Below are 17,425 nucleotides of genomic sequence, written 5' to 3'. Positions count from 1 at the left end.
GACTACTTTTTAATCTACTTTCGGCGCAGACCGCGCCATTAGAGGAAGCTTTCCGTGGAAGCACTGCACAAGAAAATTCGCGAAGAAGGCATCGTGCTTTCCGATCAGGTTCTCAAGGTTGACGCCTTTTTGAACCACCAGATCGATCCGGCGCTGATGAAATTGATCGGCGACGAGTTCGCCGCACTGTTCAAGGATTCGGGCATCACCAAGATCGTCACCATCGAAGCCTCAGGCATCGCGCCGGCCATCATGACCGGCCTGAACCTCGGCGTACCGGTGATTTTCGCCCGCAAGCAGCAGTCACTGACCCTGACCGAAAACCTGCTGTCGGCGACCGTGTATTCCTTCACCAAAAAGACCGAAAGCACCGTGGCCATTTCGCCGCGCCACCTGACCAGCAGCGACCGCGTGCTGGTGATCGATGACTTTTTGGCCAACGGCAAGGCCTCCCAGGCACTGATCTCGATCATCAAGCAGGCCGGCGCGACCGTTGCCGGGCTGGGCATCGTGATCGAGAAGTCGTTTCAGGGCGGCCGTGCGGAACTGGATGCGCAGGGTTATCGGGTTGAATCGCTGGCACGGGTGAAATCCCTGGCCGGTGGTGTCGTTACCTTCATCTGAGCCAACACGCTGTCACACAGCAAACTGGAGCTGGAGCCTATAGGCCGGTCTGTTTTGGCGAGCAGGCTTGTCCTGCGTTGGGCTGCGCAGCAGCCCCAAAACCAGACGCTGAGCCATATTAAGGTACACCGCGCTTTGCTGGATTGGGGGTGCTTCGCACCCCAACGCGGGGCAAGCCCGCTCGCCACAACAAGCCCGCTCGCCACAAGGAAGTGGATTGCCTGAGATAACTCATTTGCGTGGGTCTTTCAGTGTGCGGTGGCTTGGAGGCCCGCGAGCAGCAGGCGCTGATACAAGTCCTCTTTCAGGCCTTCCGGCTTGTCCAGGCGCATCCGCTCCAGATGCCTGGGAAACGCTTCCGGGTCCGGTGCATCCAGCGCCGCACGGCCCAGTTCAAGAATTTCCGTCAGCTTGAATTTGCTCTTGAGCCAATTCAACGCGCGCAACAGATCCCTCTCTTCGTCAGTAAAGTCCGTGCCCAGCGGGTATTCCGGGAACAACCGACCATGCCGCGCCTGAATCGCTTTCAAGCGCTCCGGCGTGTTGTCACGAAAACGCGGATCCAGCTGGAAATCCCTGGGCAACTTACCGGCCTTTTGCGCCTGCTCAATCAGGTCACCCTGGAACCGTGAGTCGGTAACATTGAGCAGCGCCTCGATGACCTGGGCATCGGTCTGACCCCGCAGGTCGGCAATACCGTATTCGGTGATGACGATATCGCGCAGGTGCCGAGGAATGGTGCAGTGGCCATATTCCCAGACGATATTGGAGCTGACCTCCCCCGCCGATTCGCGCCAGCTGCGCAGGATAAGGATCGAGCGTGCACCTTCCAGGGCATGCCCCTGGGCCACAAAGTTGTATTGCCCGCCGACACCGCTGAGTACGCGGCCGTCTTCGAGCTGGTCAGCCACGCCGGCGCCGAGCAAAGTCACCATGATCGCGCTGTTGATAAACCGCGCATCCAGGCGCTGCAAGCGTTTGAGTTCTTCCTGGCCATACAGCTCGTTGATGTAGCTGATACGCGTCATGTTGAATTCAAGGCGCTTGGCAGGCGTCATTTCCTGCAGGCGCTGGTAAAAGCTGCGAGGGCCCAGGAAGAAACCGCCATGAACCGACACGCCATCGGGTTGCGCCGCATCGTCAAGCAGGCCGGCGTTGGCCTGTTCCTGGGTCGCGACGTCCGGGTAAACCTTGCGCCGTATGATCCCCGCATCCGCCAGCACCAGCAGGCCGTTGACGAACATTTCGCTGCAGCCGTAAAGGCCACGGACGAATGGATCGACGCCGCCTTCACGGCTGATCAAGCGCGCCCACTGGTATACATTCAGGTCGGTAAGCAGCAGGCGATAGGCCTCGTTATCAGCCTGGCGCGCGAGCAAGGCGGCGGTCAGCGCGTCGCCCATCGAGCCGATGCCGATCTGCAAGGTGCCGCCATCGCGCACCAGGGTGCTGGCATGCACACCGATAAAGTGGTCCTGGAAACCCACCGGCATATTCGGTGTGGAGAACAGCGTGGTGTTGTCTTTCTCGTCGAGCAGGTAATCGAAAGCGTCCATGCCCAGCTCGGCATCGCCGGGCATGTAGGGCAAATCGCTGTGCACCTGGCCGACGACGAGAATGGTTTCCCCGGCTTCGCGGCGCTTGGCGATCATGGGCAACAGGTCGAGGGAGATGTCCGGGTTGCAGCTCAGGCTCAAACGGTCGGGATGTTCAGGGCTGCTGGCGACCAGTTGCGCCACCAGGTTCAGTCCGGCGGCGTTGATATCGCGCGCGGCGTGGCTGTAGTTGCTGCTGACGTAATCCTGTTGCGCGGCCGCGCTGTGCAGCAGGCTGCCGGGCTGCATGAAAAACTGCTGTACGCGGATGTTCTTCGGCAGGCTGTCTTTGTTCAGGTCCGCGAGGAAGTCCAGCTCGGGGTAATCGCCAAAGACGCGCTCGATGAAGGGTTCGAGGAAGCGCTTCTGCAAGCCGTCGCCCATCGTCGGGCGGCCCAGGCTGAGTGCGGTGTAGATAGTCAAGGCGCGGTCCGGCAGCGTGACGATGCGCCGGTACAGCGCATTGACGAACTGATTGGGTTTGCCCAGCCCCAAGGGGATGCCCAAATGGATATGCGCCGGCAACCGCGCCAGTACGTCGTCAACTGCTTGCTCGATTGAACACAACTGCACCATCCGACCCTCCTGACATTCCATGATGTGGGGTTGGACCGAGCTTGCCGGGTCTTTGCTGCAATGAACAGCGTCGAAACACAAATGGCGTTCACAAAAAAAGCCGCGGATCAGCGGCTTTTTGGTGAAGATCGGGTTATTTCAAACCAGACATTTTCTCGATGGCGCCCTTGAGTTCGTCATCCGAGCAATCCCCGCAAGTGCCCTTGGGCGGCATCGCATTGACGCCGGTGATGGCTTTTGCAAGCAAGCCGTCGAGGCCGCCCTGCTCCTGGGCGCGTTTACCCCAGTCGGCCGCATCGCCGATTTTCGGCGCGTTCAGCAGACCGACGCTGTGACACGCGGTGCAATGATTGGCGATCACATCATCCGGCGCCCTCGCGCTGGCGCCGCTCTCGGTTACGGCGCCAGTGCAGGCCTGACCCTGAACGCACACCTTGCCGACCGGTTCCAGACGCCTGGCGAGGTCGTCGGCGGTTGCCGCCTGGGCGCTGAAAGCCCCCAGGGCCAATAAGGTGGCTGATGCAGCCAACATTTTGCTGATACGTTTGATGCGTTCACCCTCATGGTGGCGATTCACGCCCAGGGCCACAGGATCGCAGGCAGCGCGCATCTTTGTTTAAAAATTCGCGGGTGTGGCTGCGCTGATCAATCGCGCAGGCACATCGAACGGGTTGCGAAAACGATGAGGTCTGCTGCTCTCGAAGTAATAGCTATCGCCCGCTTCGAGCAAAAACGTTTCAAGACCGACTACCAGCTCCAGACGCCCTTCCACCAGGATCCCGGTTTCTTCGCCTTCGTGGGTGAGCATTTCTTCGCCCGTGTCGGCACCCGGCGGGTAGACCTCATTAAGAAACGCGATCGCCCGGCTGGGATGCGCGCGGCCGACCAGTTTCATAGTCACGGCGCCGTCGGAAATGTCGATCAACTCGTGGGCTTTGTAGACGATCTGCGTGGGCACTTCCTGGAGAATTTCCTCGGAAAAGAACTCGACCATGGACATGGGGATGCCGCCCAGTACCTTGCGCAAGGAGCTGATCGAGGGACTGACGCTGTTTTTTTCGATCATCGAAATGGTGCTGTTGGTGACACCCGCGCGCTTGGCAAGCTCACGCTGGGAAAGACCTTTGAGTTTACGGATCGATTGCAGTCGTTCGCCGACGTCCAATGCTGGTGCCTCCCGGGATTCAGGCTTTGTTGTAGTTGAGCGTTATCATGGCGACAGCGTTCAGTATTTACAACACTTGGGCCTGAATCCCGGACGGTCGCCTCGCTCGCCTGCGATCAAGCGCCGCAATAGAGCCTTGGCACGCGACGCAGGTTGCAGAAAATCTGATAGGGGATGGTCTCGGCGGCAGCGGCTACGTCACTGGCAAGAATGTGTTTGCCCCACAGCTCCACGGTGGAGCCCAGGCCGGCCTGCGGTATGTCCGTGAGGTCGACGCACAGCATGTCCATGGACACACGCCCCAACAACTGACTGCGCTGACCCGCCACCAGCACCGGCGTGCCGGTAGGCGCATGGCGCGGGTAACCGTCGGCATACCCCATGGCAACCACGCCGACGCGCATCGGCCTGGGTGTGATGAACCTGGCGCCGTAACCCACCGGCTCGCCGGTCGGTAGCTCACGCACGCAAATCACCTTCGACTCCAGGGTCATGACGGGTTGCAGACGCGCTGCGATGGCTTGGTCCTCGCCAAACGGGGTAGCGCCGTACAGCATGATGCCGGGACGCACCCAGTCGCTGGACACCTGTGGCCAGCCCATCACCGAGGGCGAATTGCGCAGGCTGACCTCAGCCGACAAGCCCTGGCGCGCCGCGTCGAACACCGCCACCTGTTCATCACTGCGCACGCAGTCGAGTTCATCGGCACGGGCGAAATGACTCATCAATACAATGCTCGCCACCTTGCCGCTGGCCAGCAGGCGTTGATAGGCCGCCTGATAATCCTCGGGATGCAGACCCACGCGGTGCATGCCCGAGTCGAGCTTGAGCCAGACGGTCAGCGGCTTGCTCAAGGGGGCTTGTTCGATGGCCTCCAGTTGCCACAGCGAATGCACCACGCACCAGAAATCATGCTCGATGATCAGCGGCAATTCGTCGGCTTCGAAAAAACCTTCCAGCAACAACACCGGCGCACGAATGCCGGCCGCCCGCAGCTCCAGGGCCTCCTCGATGCACGCCACGGCAAACCCGTCAGCCTCGGCTTCCAGCGCCAGGGCCACGCGCACGGCGCCGTGGCCGTAGGCGTCGGCCTTGACCACCGCGAGGGCCTTGGCCCCCGCGACTTCACGGGCCAGTTGGTAGTTGTGGCGCAAGGCCTGGAGATCGATGAGGGCACGGGCAGGACGCATGGGGGCGGGCTTCTAGGCGGCAAGGTGAAAAAAACGGCACCGACTTGCGTCGGCGCCGGATCGGTATTTATGGCAACGCAGCCACGACGGACAGCTCTACCAGAATATGCGGTTCGCACAGCTTGGCCTCGACCGTGGCGCGAGCCGGGGCGACACCTTTGGGTAGCCACTGGTCCCACACGGCGTTCATGCCGGTAAAATCGGCGTCGATGTCTTTGAGGTAAATCGTCACCGACAGCAAACGGGTCTTGTCGGTGCCGGCGAGGTCCAGCAAGCGTTCGATGTTGACCAGGGTTTCGCGGGTCTGCTGTTCGATCCCGGCGCTCATGTCGTCACCAACCTGCCCCGCCAGATACACGGTGCCATTGTGGACGACGATCTGACTCATGCGCTCATTGGTGAGCTGGCGCTGGATGGACATGTTTTGCGGACTCCTGGTGACTACCGTAACGGGAAATATCGAGGCCTTCGGCGCTGATCTGCGGGGTTTTACGCGCGATCAGGTCGGCCAGCAAGCGACCGGAGCCACAGGCCATGGTCCAGCCGAGGGTGCCATGGCCAGTATTGAGGAACAGGTTCCTGAACGGGGTGGCACCCACAATCGGCGTGCCGTCCGGCGTGGTCGGGCGCAGGCCGGTCCAGAAATTCGCCTGGGCCAGATCGCCGCCCTGAGGATAAAGGTCGTTGACGATCATCTCCAGGGTTTCACGTCGACGCGGGTTCAGCGACAGGTCAAAGCCGGCTATTTCAGCCATGCCACCGACGCGGATGCGGTTGTCGAAACGGGTGATGGCGACCTTGTAGGTCTCGTCGAGAATGGTCGACGTTGGCGCCATTGCCGGGTTGGTGATCGGTACGGTCAATGAGTAACCCTTGAGCGGGTAAACCGGCGCCTTGATCCCCAGCGGTTTGAGCAGCTTGGGCGAGTAGCTTCCCAGGGCCAATACGTAGCGGTCCGCGGTTTCCAGCTTGCCGTCGACCCATACGCCATTGACGCGGTCGCCAGCCCAGTCGAGGCGCTGAATATCCTGTTCGAAGCGAAACTCCACCCCCAACTGCCTGCACATGTCGGCCAAGCGCGTGGTGAACAGTTGGCAATCGCCGGTCTGATCGTTCGGCAGGCGCAGTGCGCCGGCAAGAATGTCGGTGACATTGGCCAGGGCCGGCTCAACGCGGGCAATGCCGGCGCGGTCGAGCAACTCGAACGGCACGCCTGACTCCTGCAGCACGGCGATGTCCTTGGCGGCGCCGTCGAGCTGCGCCTGGGTGCGGAACAACTGCGTCGTCCCCAAACTGCGGCCTTCGTAGGCAATGCCGGTTTCTGCACGCAATTCGTCGAGGCAATCGCGGCTGTACTCGGACAGGCGCACCATGCGTTCCTTGTTCACCGCATAGCGGCTGGCCGTACAGTTGCGCAGCATCTGCGCCATCCACAGGTATTGATCGATATCGGCAGTGGCCTTGATCGCCAGCGGCGCGTGACGTTGCAACAACCACTTGATCGCCTTGAGCGGCACACCCGGCGCGGCCCAGGGCGAGGCATAGCCAGGCGACACCTGGCCGGCGTTGGCGAAGCTGGTTTCCATGGCGGCGGCAGGCTGACGGTCGACCACGACCACCTCATAGCCGGCCCGTGCCAAATAGTAGGCACTGGTCACACCAATGACGCCGCTACCCAAAACCAGAACGCGCATTTTTTATCCTCATCGCGGGCTCAGCCGCTGACGTGTGTTATTGGAGCAATGATGGGGGCAGTGTAAAAAAGAATGTCCAGTGCATTTCACTATATAAGTGCCTATATTTGGCGACAATTCTCGGCAAAAACCCTTTTCACAGAGGCGTATCCCCTATGCGTACCAACACCCAGACCAAGCGGGAGCTGGACAAGATCGACCGCAATATCCTGCGCATCCTGCAAACCGATGGACGTATTTCGTTCACCGAGCTGGGGGAAAAGGTCGGGCTGTCGACCACGCCCTGTACCGAGCGGGTGCGGCGCCTGGAGCGCGAGGGGATCATCATGGGCTATAACGCGCGGCTCAATCCGCAGCATTTGAAGGGAAGTTTGCTGGTATTTGTCGAGATCAGCCTTGATTACAAGTCTGGCGACACGTTTGAGGAATTCCGCCGCGCCGTGCTGAAGCTGCCCCATGTGCTGGAGTGCCATCTGGTGTCAGGTGACTTCGACTACCTGGTGAAGGCGCGGATTTCCGAGATGGCGTCATACCGTAAATTGCTCGGCGACATCCTGCTCAAGCTGCCCCATGTACGCGAATCCAAGAGCTATATCGTGATGGAAGAGGTGAAGGAGAGCCTGAACCTGCCGATTCCGGACTAGTGGTCACATTGACTCCGTACATTCAACTGGCTAGACCAGCACCTGCCGAGTGCTGCCCATGTAGTCGTGAATCTGCTTCTCCACCCGCGGATGGATCAACTCCACCGGTCGCCGCCCGTTGGGGCAAGGCAGGGTTGGGGTGGTGCCAAACAGCCTGCAAATCAGCGGCCGCTCGTCATATACGGTGCAGCCATTGGGGCCCAGGTGCACACAATTCAGCTCATCCATCGCCGCGTCCTGCTCGGCGGCAGTCTTGCGCGGCAGGCGTGACATTTCCTCGGGCGAGGTGGTCACCGGCCCACAGCAGTCATGGCAGCCGGGGACACACTCGAACGAAGGAATCTGCTTGCGCAGGGCGCTGATTTTCTGGCTGTTGCAACTCATCAAGACCCATACCAAACGGCGGACAGGCGTGGATTCTGCCGCAAAACGCCGCCCACAGACAGCTCCGCCCGACCGTTGTATCCTGCGTCAAATTTTTCACACAGGGAGGCTCCCATGACCACCAGCGCCCGGCACACCACGTCCTACTACGCCGCCAGCAGCGTGCCGCAGCCCGATTACCCGGCGCTGGCAGGCGAGATGAGCGCAGACGTGTGTGTGATCGGCGGGGGGTATTCGGGGCTCAACACGGCGCTGGAGCTGGCCGAACGCGGTTTCAAGGTGGTGTTACTGGAGGCGCGCAAAATCGGCTGGGGCGCCAGCGGGCGCAATGGCGGCCAGCTGATTCGCGGCGTTGGTCACGGCCTGGACCAGTTCGCCAATGTGATCGGCAGCGACGGCGTGCGCCAGATGAAACGCATGGGCCTGGAAGCGGTGGAAATCGTGCGTGAACGCGTCGAGCGCTTCCAGATCCCCTGCGATCTGACTTGGGGCTATTGCGACCTGGCCAACAAGGCCCGCGACCTGCAAGGCCTGGCCGAAGACGCCGAAGAACTGCGCAGCCTCGGCTATCGCCACGAAGTGCGCCTGTTGCAAGCCAGCGAAATGGGCAGTGTGATCGGCTCCGAGCGGTATGTGGGCGGCATGATCGACATGGGTTCCGGGCACCTGCACCCGTTGAACCTGGCGCTGGGCGAAGCTGCCGCCGCGCAGCAACTGGGGGTGCAGTTGTTCGAACAGTCCGAGGTGACGCGCATCGACTACGGCCCCGAGGTCACGGTGCACACCGCTCAGGGTCAGGTACGTGCCAAGACCCTGGTACTGGCCTGCAATGCTTATCTGAACGGGCTCAACCCACACTTGAGCGGCAAGGTGCTGCCCGCCGGCAGCTATATCATCGCCACCGAACCTCTGGATGAGGCGCAGGCCGCCAGACTGTTGCCGCAGAACATGGCCGTGTGCGACCAGCGGGTGACGGTGGATTACTTCCGCCTGTCGGCCGACCGCCGCCTGCTGTTCGGCGGTGCCTGCCATTATTCCGGGCGCGATCCCCAGGATATCGGCGCCTACATGCGGCCCAAGATGCTGAGCGTATTTCCGCAACTGGCCAACGTGAAGATCGACTACCAATGGGGCGGCATGATCGGCATCGGCGCCAACCGCCTGCCGCAGATCGGCCGGCTGGCGGACCAACCCAACGTGTATTACGCCCAGGCCTACGCGGGCCACGGACTGAACGCCACGCACCTGGCCGGCAGGCTGCTGGCCGAAGCCATCAGCGGCCAGCAGCAGGGACGCTTCGACTTGTTCGCCCAGGTGCCGCACATGACCTTCCCCGGCGGCAAGCACTTGCGCTCACCGCTGCTGGCCCTGGGCATGCTCTGGCATCGTCTCAAAGAACTGATGTGATCATCCGCGCCAGAAGGGCTTGAGGCCTTCCTCGTGCGCCTGTTCCTCAGTCAGGCCGATGTCGCGCAACTGCTCGCAAGTCAGCGCCAGCAGCGCTTTGCGGGTATGGCGACGCAGCCAGAACAAATCCCAGCGTTCCCGGGCCGGCGCCAACCGCACGCGCCGCTGCCCGGCTTCCAGTTCCTGACCCCGTAACGCCAGCCGCACATCGCAGATCCCGTTCATGTTGCCGCCCCTTGTTGGCTCGTTGCCTTGAGTGACAAGCATGGGGGCTTTGGCACAACCAATACAGATCCAACCAAGCGTTATTAAATCCATACAGATACTGCCCATTCATGGCTGAATCCTGTATTTTCCGCCTATCTGTATTGGTCCCCGGGAGTGGCCGCCATGACCCTTTACGTCAATCTTGCCGAAGTGCTTGGCTCCCGGATCGAACAGGGCTTCTACCGCCCTGGTGACCGCCTGCCCTCGGTGCGGGCCTTGAGCGTGGAGCACGGCGTCAGTCTGAGCACCGTGCAACAGGCCTATCGCGTGCTGGAAGACAGCGGCCTGGCAACGCCCAAACCCAAGTCGGGCTACTTCGTACCCGTCGGCCGTGAACTGCCGGCGCTGCCCGAAGTGGGCCGTCCGGCGCAGCGACCGGTTGAGATCTCGCAGTGGGATCAGGTGCTGGAACTGATCCGCACCGTGCCACGCAAGGATGTCATACAGCTGGGCCGCGGCATGCCGGATGTATTGTCGCCCACCCTCAAGCCGCTGTTGCGCAGCCTCGCCCGCGTGAGTCGACGCCAGGACCTGCCGGGCCTGTATTACGACACTATCCTCGGCTGTATGGAACTGCGTGAGCAGATTGCACGGCTGTCATTGGATTCCGGTTGCCAACTGACCGCCGAAGACATTGTGATCACCACCGGCTGCCACGAAGCGCTGTCGGCCAGCATTCACGCGATTTGCGAACCCGGCGATATCGTGGCGGTGGACTCGCCCAGCTTTCACGGCGCCATGCAGACCCTCAAGGGGCTGGGCATGAAAGCCCTGGAAATCCCCACCGATCCGCTCACCGGCATCAGCCTGGAAGCGCTTGAGCTGGCCCTGGAACAGTGGCCGATCAAAGTCATTCAACTGACCCCCAACTGCAACAACCCGCTGGGCTACATCATGCCCGAGGCACGCAAGCGCGCATTGCTGACGCTGGCCCAGCGTTTTGACGTCGCGATCATCGAAGACGACGTGTATGGCGAACTGGCCTACAGCTACCCGCGCCCGCGCACCCTCAAATCCTTCGACGAAGACGGCCGTGTATTGCTGTGCAGTTCGTTCTCGAAAACCCTGGCGCCGGGCCTGCGCATTGGCTGGGTGGCGCCCGGCCGTTACCTGGAGCGGGTGCTGCACATGAAATACATCAGCACGGGTTCTACCGCCACGCAACCGCAGATTGCGATTGCCGAATTTCTCAAGGGCGGGTATTTCGAACCGCACTTGCGGCGCATGCGCACGCAATATCAGCGTCAGCGCGACCTGATGCTCGATTGGGTGAGCCGCTATTTTCCCGCTGGCACCCGCGCCAGCCGACCGCAGGGCAGCTTCATGCTGTGGGTAGAACTGCCGGAGGGCTTCGACACCTTGAAGCTCAACCGCGTTTTGATGGAACAAGGCGTGCAGGTGGCAGTGGGCAGCATCTTTTCTGCGTCGGGCAAGTACCGCAATTGCCTGCGCATGAACTACGCTGCCAGGCCGACGCCGCAGATTGAAGAAGCGGTGCGCAAGGTCGGCGCTGCCGCGAGCGATATGCTGGCCGACGCGTCACACTGACCTTTTGCGTAAACTCGCCGTCAGATATCGACCACCGCCCTGATCTGGAACCCACGCCCTTGACGATTCGACGGCTTTTACCGTTTTGCCTGTTGGGCGCCCTGGCGCTGGGCGGTTGCGCCACCAAGACCGCACCGCGCATCCCCAGCGACGCGCTGCCCGCCGCGCAATCGTCATTCGGCCGCTCGATCCAGGCCCAGGCGGCGCCACACCAGGGTCAGTCTGGCTTTCGGCTGCTGCCCAACAGCAGCGAAGCCTTCATGGCCCGCGCCGAATTGATCCGCAATGCCCAGAGCAGCCTCGACCTGCAGTACTACATCGTTCACGACGGCATCAGCACGCGCATGCTGGTGGATGAACTGCTCAAGGCCGCCGACCGTGGCGTGCGCATCCGCATCCTGCTGGATGACACCACCAGCGACGGCCTCGACCAGATCATCGCCACCCTCGCCGCCCACCCCAAAATCGATATTCGCCTGTTCAACCCGCTGCACCTGGGGCGCAGCACTGGCGTAACCCGGGCCATGGGCCGCCTGTTCAATTTGTCACTGCAACACCGGCGCATGCACAACAAGCTTTGGCTGGCGGACAACAGCGTGGCCATCGTGGGCGGTCGCAACCTGGGGGACGAGTATTTTGACGCCGAGCCGAACCTGAATTTCACCGATATCGACATGCTCAGCGTCGGACCGGTGGCCGAGCAACTGGGCCACAGTTTCGATCAGTACTGGAACAGCGCCCTGAGCAAGCCCATCGATGAGTTTGTTTCCAACGTGCCCACCAAAGGCGACCTGGCGGTTGCGCGCAAGCGGCTGGAGGCCTCGCTGGCCGAGTCGCGCCAGCAGAATCATGCGCTGTACAACCGCTTGCGCACCTATCAGACCCAACCACGCATGGACATCTGGCGGCGCGAACTGATCTGGGCCTGGAACCAGGCGCTGTGGGACGCGCCGAGCAAGGTCCTGGCCAAGGCCGACCCCGACCCGCGCCTGCTGCTGACCACCCAACTGGCACCGGAGTTGGACGGCGTCAAGCAAGAGCTGATGATGATTTCGGCGTACTTCGTGCCCGGCCAGCCCGGGCTCGTGTACCTGACCGGACGCGCCGACGCCGGTGTGTCGGTGAGCCTGTTGACCAACTCTCTGGAAGCCACCGACGTACCCGCCGTGCACGGCGGCTATGCGCCCTATCGCAAGGCGCTGCTGGAGCATGGCGTGAAACTCTATGAACTGCGCCGCCAACCCGGCGACCCCAGTGCCGGCAGCGGGCCGCACCTGTTCCGGCGCGGCAGCTTCCGGGGCTCGGACTCCAGCCTGCACAGCAAGGCAATGATCTTCGACCGGGAGAAGTCGTTTATCGGTTCATTCAACTTCGACCCGCGCTCAGTGTTGTGGAACACCGAAGTGGGCGTGCTGGTCGACAGCCCGGAACTGGCCGAACACGTGCGCAACCTGGCGCTGCAAGGCATGGCACCGCCGTTGAGTTATGAGGCAAAACTGCAGGATGGCAATGTGGTGTGGGTGACCGAGGATAACGGCCAGTTGCACACCCTGACCCGCGAGCCGGGCAACTGGTGGCGGCGCTTCAATGCGTGGTTCGCCACGTCGGTCGGCCTCGAACGCATGCTCTGAAAACCATGGCACATCAGCTGTGGAAGGGAGCAAGCCCCCTCCCACAGAGTTCATACATGTCACACAGTTTTGGACAGCGGTGTGACTTAGAGCTTGATCCAGGTCGACTTCAGTTCGGTGTATTTGTCGAACGCATGCAGCGACTTGTCGCGGCCATTACCCGACTGCTTGAAACCACCAAACGGCGCGGTCATGTCGCCGCCGTCGTACTGGTTGACCCACACACTGCCTGCACGCAGCGCCTTGGCGGTCAGGTGCGCCTTGGAGATATCGGCGGTCCACACCGCAGCGGCCAGGCCGTAGACAGTGTCGTTGGCGATGCTGACCGCCTCTTGCGCGCTGTCGAAGGTGATCACCGACAACACCGGGCCGAAGATCTCTTCCTGGGCGATCTTCATGGCATTGGTCACGCCGTCGAAGATCGTCGGCTCGACATAGGTGCCACCGGTTTCCTCGAGGATGCGCTTGCCGCCGGCGACCAGCTTGGCGCCGTCCGCATGGCCGGCTTCGATGTAAGACAGCACGGTGTTCATCTGCTGGGTGTCCACCAGCGCGCCGACAGTGGTGGCCGGGTCCAGCGGGTTGCCTGGCTTCCAGCCTTTGAGGGCTTCGATCACCAGAGGCAGGAAGCTGTCCTTGATCGAGCGCTCGACCAGCAGGCGCGAACCGGCGGTGCAGACTTCGCCCTGGTTGAAGGCGATGGCGCTGGCGGCGGATTTGGCGGCGGCCTGCAGGTCCGGCGCATCGGCGAACACGATGTTCGGGCTCTTGCCGCCGGCTTCCAGCCACACGCGCTTCATGTTCGATTCGCCGGAGCGGATCAACAGTTGCTTGGCGATCTTGGTTGAACCGGTGAACACCAGGGTGTCGACGTCCATGTGCAGCGCCAGCGCATTACCCACGGTGTGGCCGTAGCCCGGCAGCACGTTGAACACGCCTTTGGGAATACCGGCTTCAACGGCCAGGGCGGCGATGCGGATGGCGGTCAACGGGGACTTTTCGGACGGCTTGAGGATTACCGAGTTGCCGGTGGACAGCGCAGGGCCCAGCTTCCAGCAGGCCATCATCAGTGGGAAGTTCCACGGCACGATGGCACCCACCACGCCGACCGGCTCGCGGGTGACCAGACCCAGCTGATCGTGAGGGGTAGCGGCGACTTCGTCGTAGATTTTGTCGATCGCCTCGCCGCTCCAGCTCAGTGCATTGGCGGCACCGGGCACATCAATGTTGAGGGAGTCGCTGATCGGCTTGCCCATGTCCAGGGTCTCAAGCAGCGCCAGCTCTTCGGCATTGGCCTTGAGCAGCGCGGCGAAACGGATCATCGTGGCTTTGCGCTTGGCCGGCGCCAGTCGCGACCAGACACCGGAATTGAAGGTGGCGCGGGCGTTTTCCACGGCGCGCTGGGCGTCGGCGACGTCACAGCTGGCGATGGTAGCCAGCAGGCGGCCGTCAACCGGGCTGATGCACTCGAAGGTGTCACCGGAAGCGGCGGCGGTGTATTCGCCATTGATATAGGCGCGACCTTCGATCTTCAGGTCCTTGGCGCGTTGTTCCCAGTCGGCACGGGTCAGGGTGGTCATGCAAGTGTCCTCCTCTTATGAGTACAAGGGCCGGGGGCTATCCCCCCGGCCGCCTTAAAGAATGCGTGCCCGGCCAGCCTGCTGTTCGGCTCAAGGCAGCTGCCACCCTAAACCAGCGGCTGGTGATGTTTCAATATATTTGACATAACGCCGGAAAACGCCCTTGCGATGTTCATTTTAATAAACATAGACTTTGGGCTCTCCTACCGCAGGCCAGACGGGACACGCACATGAGCATCCAGGATATCGTCGACTTCAGCCAAGCCAGCACCGCCCCCGAACGCTATCGCCCTGCCGCCGAAAAAATCCTCAAGGGCGATCCCGAACAGACTCTCTACAACCACTACAACAGTCCATGCGGCCAGATGAGTGCCGGGGTGTGGGAAGGGGACGTCGGGCAGTGGAAGGTCAATTACACCGAACACGAGTACTGCGAGATTGTGCAGGGTGTGTCGGTGTTGCGGGATGGCGAGGGCAACGCCAAGACCCTGCGTGCTGGCGACCGCTTCGTGATACCAGCCGGCTTCAGCGGCACCTGGGAAGTGCTGGAGGCTTGCCGCAAGATCTATGTGGTGTTCGAACAGAAAACCTGATCAGGCAAATCCCAGGCAAAAAAAAGCCCGAATCGTGAGAGACGGGCTTTTTTTCACAAGGAGGAAAATCAATTACTTGATTTTGCCTTCTTTGTAGATCACGTGCTTGCGAACGCGCGGGTCGAACATTTTCTTTTCGAGCTTGTCCGGAGTAGTACGCTTGTTCTTGTCGGTAGTGTAGAAGTGACCAGTACCGGCGCTAGAGATCATTCGAATCAATTCACGCATGATAGAGCTCCTTAGATCTTGCCGGCGGCGCGGATTTCGGCCAGCACGACAGTGATGCCACGCTTGTCGATGATACGCATGCCTTTGGCAGATACACGCAGGCGAACAAAACGTTTCTCTTCTTCAACCCAGAAGCGGTGATGCTGCAGGTTCGGCAGGAAACGACGACGGGTTTTGTTATTTGCGTGGGAAATGTTATTCCCAGTCACCGGACCCTTACCGGTAACTTGACAGACTCTCGACATGCCTCAGCCCTCTAAAACCACATGCCCAACCCGGCATGGGTTGGCCGCTTAATCTCTCAGTCATTTGGCGCCAGGCGCCGCGTTTCTTTAAGGGTCTTACCGGCTACACCTACAGTGAAGGAACCGGGCCCCTAGAAAAGAGCGCTGCTTTATACCAGAAAGACCCTGACGCAACAACAGCCCGTATGTTTTTACCGGCGTAAATCTGCGCAGTTGCCGCCTGAACCGTTGCCAGGAGGGGCCGCTGCCATAGCCGACCGCTCGTCGCACAGAATGATTTTCAGCGCCCGTGCGCGCCGCAAAGCGCAGCGCGTTACCGTCTGAGGCGCCATCAAAACAGCATTTACGGCAAAAGCACAGGCAAAAATGGGCTAGTCATTTATTCATCAGACCACTACGGTAGGACTTTTCCAGACTGCACTCGCAGATGGGCCTTCGATCTGCAAAGGAAACCGACCATGCGCCTCGCTGCCCTACCGCTCTTGCTAGCCCCTTTCTTCATCGCCCCGCTGGCGTCTGCGGCCACCAATCTGAGCGTGTGCACCGAGGCCAGCCCCGAAGGGTTCGATGTGGTGCAATACAACTCGCTGACTACCACCAATGCCTCGGCCGATGTGCTGATGAACCGTCTGGTGGACTACGACGCGAACAGCGGCAAGCTGGTGCCGAGCCTGGCGGACAGCTGGGATGTTTCGCCGGACGGCTTGACCTACACCTTCAAGCTGCACCCCGACGTGAAATTCCATCGCACCGCGTATTTCACTCCGAGCCGCACCCTCACAGCTGAAGACGTGCGCTTCAGCTTCGAACGCATGCTCGACCCGGCCAACTCCTGGCACAAGATCGCCCAGAGCGGCTTCCCCCACGCGCAATCGCTGCAATTACCCACGCTGGTCAAGAAGATCGATGCCCTCGACCCGCTGACGGTGCGCTTTACTCTGGATCACGCCGACTCGACCTTCCTCGCGACGCTGAGCATGGGCTTTGCCTCGATCTACCCGGCCGAATACGCCGACAAACTGCTCAAGGCCGGCACTCCGGAGAAGCTCAACAGCCAGCCCGTCGGCACCGGCCCGTTCATTTTTACGCGGTTCCAGAAGGACGCCGTGGTGCGCTACAAGGCCAACCCGGAGTATTTCGCCGGTAAACCGGCGGTGGACAACCTGATCTTTGCCATTACCCCGGACGCCAATGTGCGTCTGCAGAAACTGCACCGTGATGAATGCCAGATCGCCCTGTCGCCCAAGCCTCTGGACGTGAGCGAAGCCGAGAAAGACCCGGCGCTCAAGGTGGAAAAAACCGCAGCGTTCATGACCGCTTTCGTTGCCATCAACAGCCAGCATCCGCCGCTGGACAAACCGGAAGTGCGCCAGGCCATCAACCTGGCCTTTGACAAGGACAGTTACCTTAAAGCGGTGTTTGAAGGCACCGCCGAGGCAGCCAACGGTCCGTTCCCACCCAACACCTGGAGCTACGCCAAGGACTTGCCGGGCTATCCACAGGACCTCGCCAAGGCCAAAGCCCTGCTGGCGCGCGCCGGACTCAAGGACGGCTTCAAAACCACCCTCTGGACGCGTCCCACTGGCAGCCTGCTGAACCCCAACCCGAGTCTGGGCGCACAACTGTTGCAGGCAGACCTGGCCAAGGTCGGCATTAAGGCCGAGATCCGCGTGATCGAGTGGGGCGAGCTGATCCGCCGCGCCAAGGCAGGTGAGCATGACCTGCTGTTCATGGGCTGGGCGGGTGACAACGGCGACCCGGATAACTTCCTGACCCCGCAGTTTTCCTGCGCGGCAGTCAAATCCGGCACCAACTTCGCCCGCTATTGCGACCCTGCGCTGGACAAACTCATCAGCGCCGGCAAGACCACCAGCGAACAAGGGGTGCGCAGCAAGCTGTACCAGCAGGCCCAGGCGCAGATCCAGCAACAGGCGCTGTGGTTGCCGTTGGCACATCCAACGGCGTTTGCCCTGACGCGCAAGAATGTCGAGGGGTACCAGGTGAGTCCGTTTGGCCGGCAGGATTTCTCCAGGGTCAATGTCAAACCCTGATCG

Annotated in this window: 18 protein-coding genes; 7 read left to right on the top strand and 11 right to left on the bottom strand. The window is 61.3% G+C overall.

From position 1 onward, the window contains the following. Positions 1-54 precede the first annotated feature (54 nt). A complete protein-coding gene (locus TU75_RS12120; protein ID WP_003176890.1) occupies positions 55-624 on the top strand; it encodes a xanthine phosphoribosyltransferase in 570 nt (189 codons plus the stop codon). Between the two features lie 248 nt (positions 625-872). On the opposite strand, the gene TU75_RS12115 is transcribed toward TU75_RS12120, so the two are convergent. From TU75_RS12115 to dadA, 6 genes are all read right to left on the bottom strand, one after another. Continuing rightward, positions 873-2,795: an acetyl-CoA hydrolase/transferase C-terminal domain-containing protein gene (locus TU75_RS12115; RefSeq protein ID WP_041931539.1), complete on the bottom strand. Its 1,923-nt coding sequence runs from the start codon at positions 2,793-2,795 to the stop codon at positions 873-875. Positions 2,796-2,928: 133 nt separating this feature from the next. Next, a complete protein-coding gene (locus TU75_RS12110; RefSeq protein WP_041931666.1) occupies positions 2,929-3,327 on the bottom strand; it encodes a c-type cytochrome in 399 nt (132 codons plus the stop codon). 84 nt (positions 3,328-3,411) lie between these two features. Then, on the bottom strand, positions 3,412-3,960 hold the full coding sequence (locus TU75_RS12105) for a cupin domain-containing protein (RefSeq protein ID WP_003231599.1): 549 nt from the start codon (positions 3,958-3,960) through the stop codon (positions 3,412-3,414). A 116-nt stretch (positions 3,961-4,076) separates the two neighbouring features. Further along, positions 4,077-5,150, bottom strand: coding sequence for an alanine racemase (gene alr, locus TU75_RS12100; protein ID WP_060549057.1), 1,074 nt, complete (start codon positions 5,148-5,150; stop codon positions 4,077-4,079). Between the two features lie 67 nt (positions 5,151-5,217). Next, a complete protein-coding gene (locus tag TU75_RS12095; protein ID WP_060549056.1) occupies positions 5,218-5,571 on the bottom strand; it encodes a RidA family protein in 354 nt (117 codons plus the stop codon). After that, positions 5,543-6,844, bottom strand: coding sequence for a D-amino acid dehydrogenase (dadA, locus tag TU75_RS12090; RefSeq protein WP_060549055.1), 1,302 nt, complete (start codon positions 6,842-6,844; stop codon positions 5,543-5,545). Before dadA ends, TU75_RS12095 begins: the two co-directional genes overlap by 29 nt. A 155-nt stretch (positions 6,845-6,999) precedes the next feature. On the opposite strand from dadA, the gene TU75_RS12085 reads away from it, so the two are divergent. Beyond that, positions 7,000-7,488, top strand: coding sequence for an Lrp/AsnC ligand binding domain-containing protein (locus TU75_RS12085; protein ID WP_003176896.1), 489 nt, complete (start codon positions 7,000-7,002; stop codon positions 7,486-7,488). 30 nt (positions 7,489-7,518) lie between these two features. Here TU75_RS12085 and TU75_RS12080 read toward each other — a convergent pair whose 3' ends face one another. After that, the gene (locus TU75_RS12080; RefSeq protein ID WP_003231607.1) at positions 7,519-7,872 is read right to left on the bottom strand and encodes a YkgJ family cysteine cluster protein; all 354 of its coding nucleotides are present in this window, start codon (positions 7,870-7,872) and stop codon (positions 7,519-7,521) included. 114 nt (positions 7,873-7,986) lie between these two features. Here TU75_RS12080 and TU75_RS12075 point away from each other — a divergent pair, with 114 nt between their 5' ends. Continuing rightward, complete coding sequence (locus TU75_RS12075; RefSeq protein ID WP_060549054.1) at positions 7,987-9,279, top strand: NAD(P)/FAD-dependent oxidoreductase; 1,293 nt, start codon at positions 7,987-7,989, stop codon at positions 9,277-9,279. On the opposite strand, the gene TU75_RS12070 is transcribed toward TU75_RS12075, so the two are convergent. Further along, positions 9,280-9,504: a DUF1127 domain-containing protein gene (locus tag TU75_RS12070; protein WP_060549053.1), complete on the bottom strand. Its 225-nt coding sequence runs from the start codon at positions 9,502-9,504 to the stop codon at positions 9,280-9,282. A 165-nt stretch (positions 9,505-9,669) separates the two neighbouring features. On the opposite strand from TU75_RS12070, the gene TU75_RS12065 reads away from it, so the two are divergent. Next, a complete protein-coding gene (locus TU75_RS12065; protein ID WP_060549052.1) occupies positions 9,670-11,094 on the top strand; it encodes an aminotransferase-like domain-containing protein in 1,425 nt (474 codons plus the stop codon). A 59-nt stretch (positions 11,095-11,153) separates the two neighbouring features. Beyond that, complete coding sequence (locus TU75_RS12060; RefSeq protein WP_060549051.1) at positions 11,154-12,725, top strand: phospholipase D family protein; 1,572 nt, start codon at positions 11,154-11,156, stop codon at positions 12,723-12,725. A gap of 86 nt (positions 12,726-12,811) precedes the next feature. On the opposite strand, the gene TU75_RS12055 is transcribed toward TU75_RS12060, so the two are convergent. Further along, positions 12,812-14,305 (bottom strand): aldehyde dehydrogenase, encoded by a 1,494-nt coding sequence (locus tag TU75_RS12055; RefSeq protein WP_003231617.1) that lies wholly within the window; start codon positions 14,303-14,305, stop codon positions 12,812-12,814. 230 nt (positions 14,306-14,535) lie between these two features. Between TU75_RS12055 and TU75_RS12050 the strand changes: the two genes are divergently transcribed. Continuing rightward, positions 14,536-14,898 (top strand): cupin domain-containing protein, encoded by a 363-nt coding sequence (locus TU75_RS12050; RefSeq protein WP_003231619.1) that lies wholly within the window; start codon positions 14,536-14,538, stop codon positions 14,896-14,898. A gap of 72 nt (positions 14,899-14,970) precedes the next feature. Here TU75_RS12050 and rpmG read toward each other — a convergent pair whose 3' ends face one another. Continuing rightward, a complete protein-coding gene (rpmG, locus tag TU75_RS12045; RefSeq protein ID WP_003176906.1) occupies positions 14,971-15,126 on the bottom strand; it encodes a 50S ribosomal protein L33 in 156 nt (51 codons plus the stop codon). A gap of 11 nt (positions 15,127-15,137) precedes the next feature. Beyond that, a complete protein-coding gene (rpmB, locus tag TU75_RS12040; protein WP_003176907.1) occupies positions 15,138-15,371 on the bottom strand; it encodes a 50S ribosomal protein L28 in 234 nt (77 codons plus the stop codon). A 458-nt stretch (positions 15,372-15,829) separates the two neighbouring features. Here rpmB and TU75_RS12035 point away from each other — a divergent pair, with 458 nt between their 5' ends. Further along, positions 15,830-17,422: an ABC transporter substrate-binding protein gene (locus TU75_RS12035; RefSeq protein WP_060549050.1), complete on the top strand. Its 1,593-nt coding sequence runs from the start codon at positions 15,830-15,832 to the stop codon at positions 17,420-17,422. The last annotated feature ends 3 nt before the right edge of the window (positions 17,423-17,425 follow it).

Origin of the sequence: Pseudomonas poae (genome assembly GCF_001439785.1) — a bacterium.
Classification (GTDB): Bacteria; Pseudomonadota; Gammaproteobacteria; order Pseudomonadales; family Pseudomonadaceae; genus Aquipseudomonas; species Aquipseudomonas poae.
Note: the sequence above shows the minus strand (reverse complement) of the source record. Positions and strands in the feature narration are given on the sequence as shown.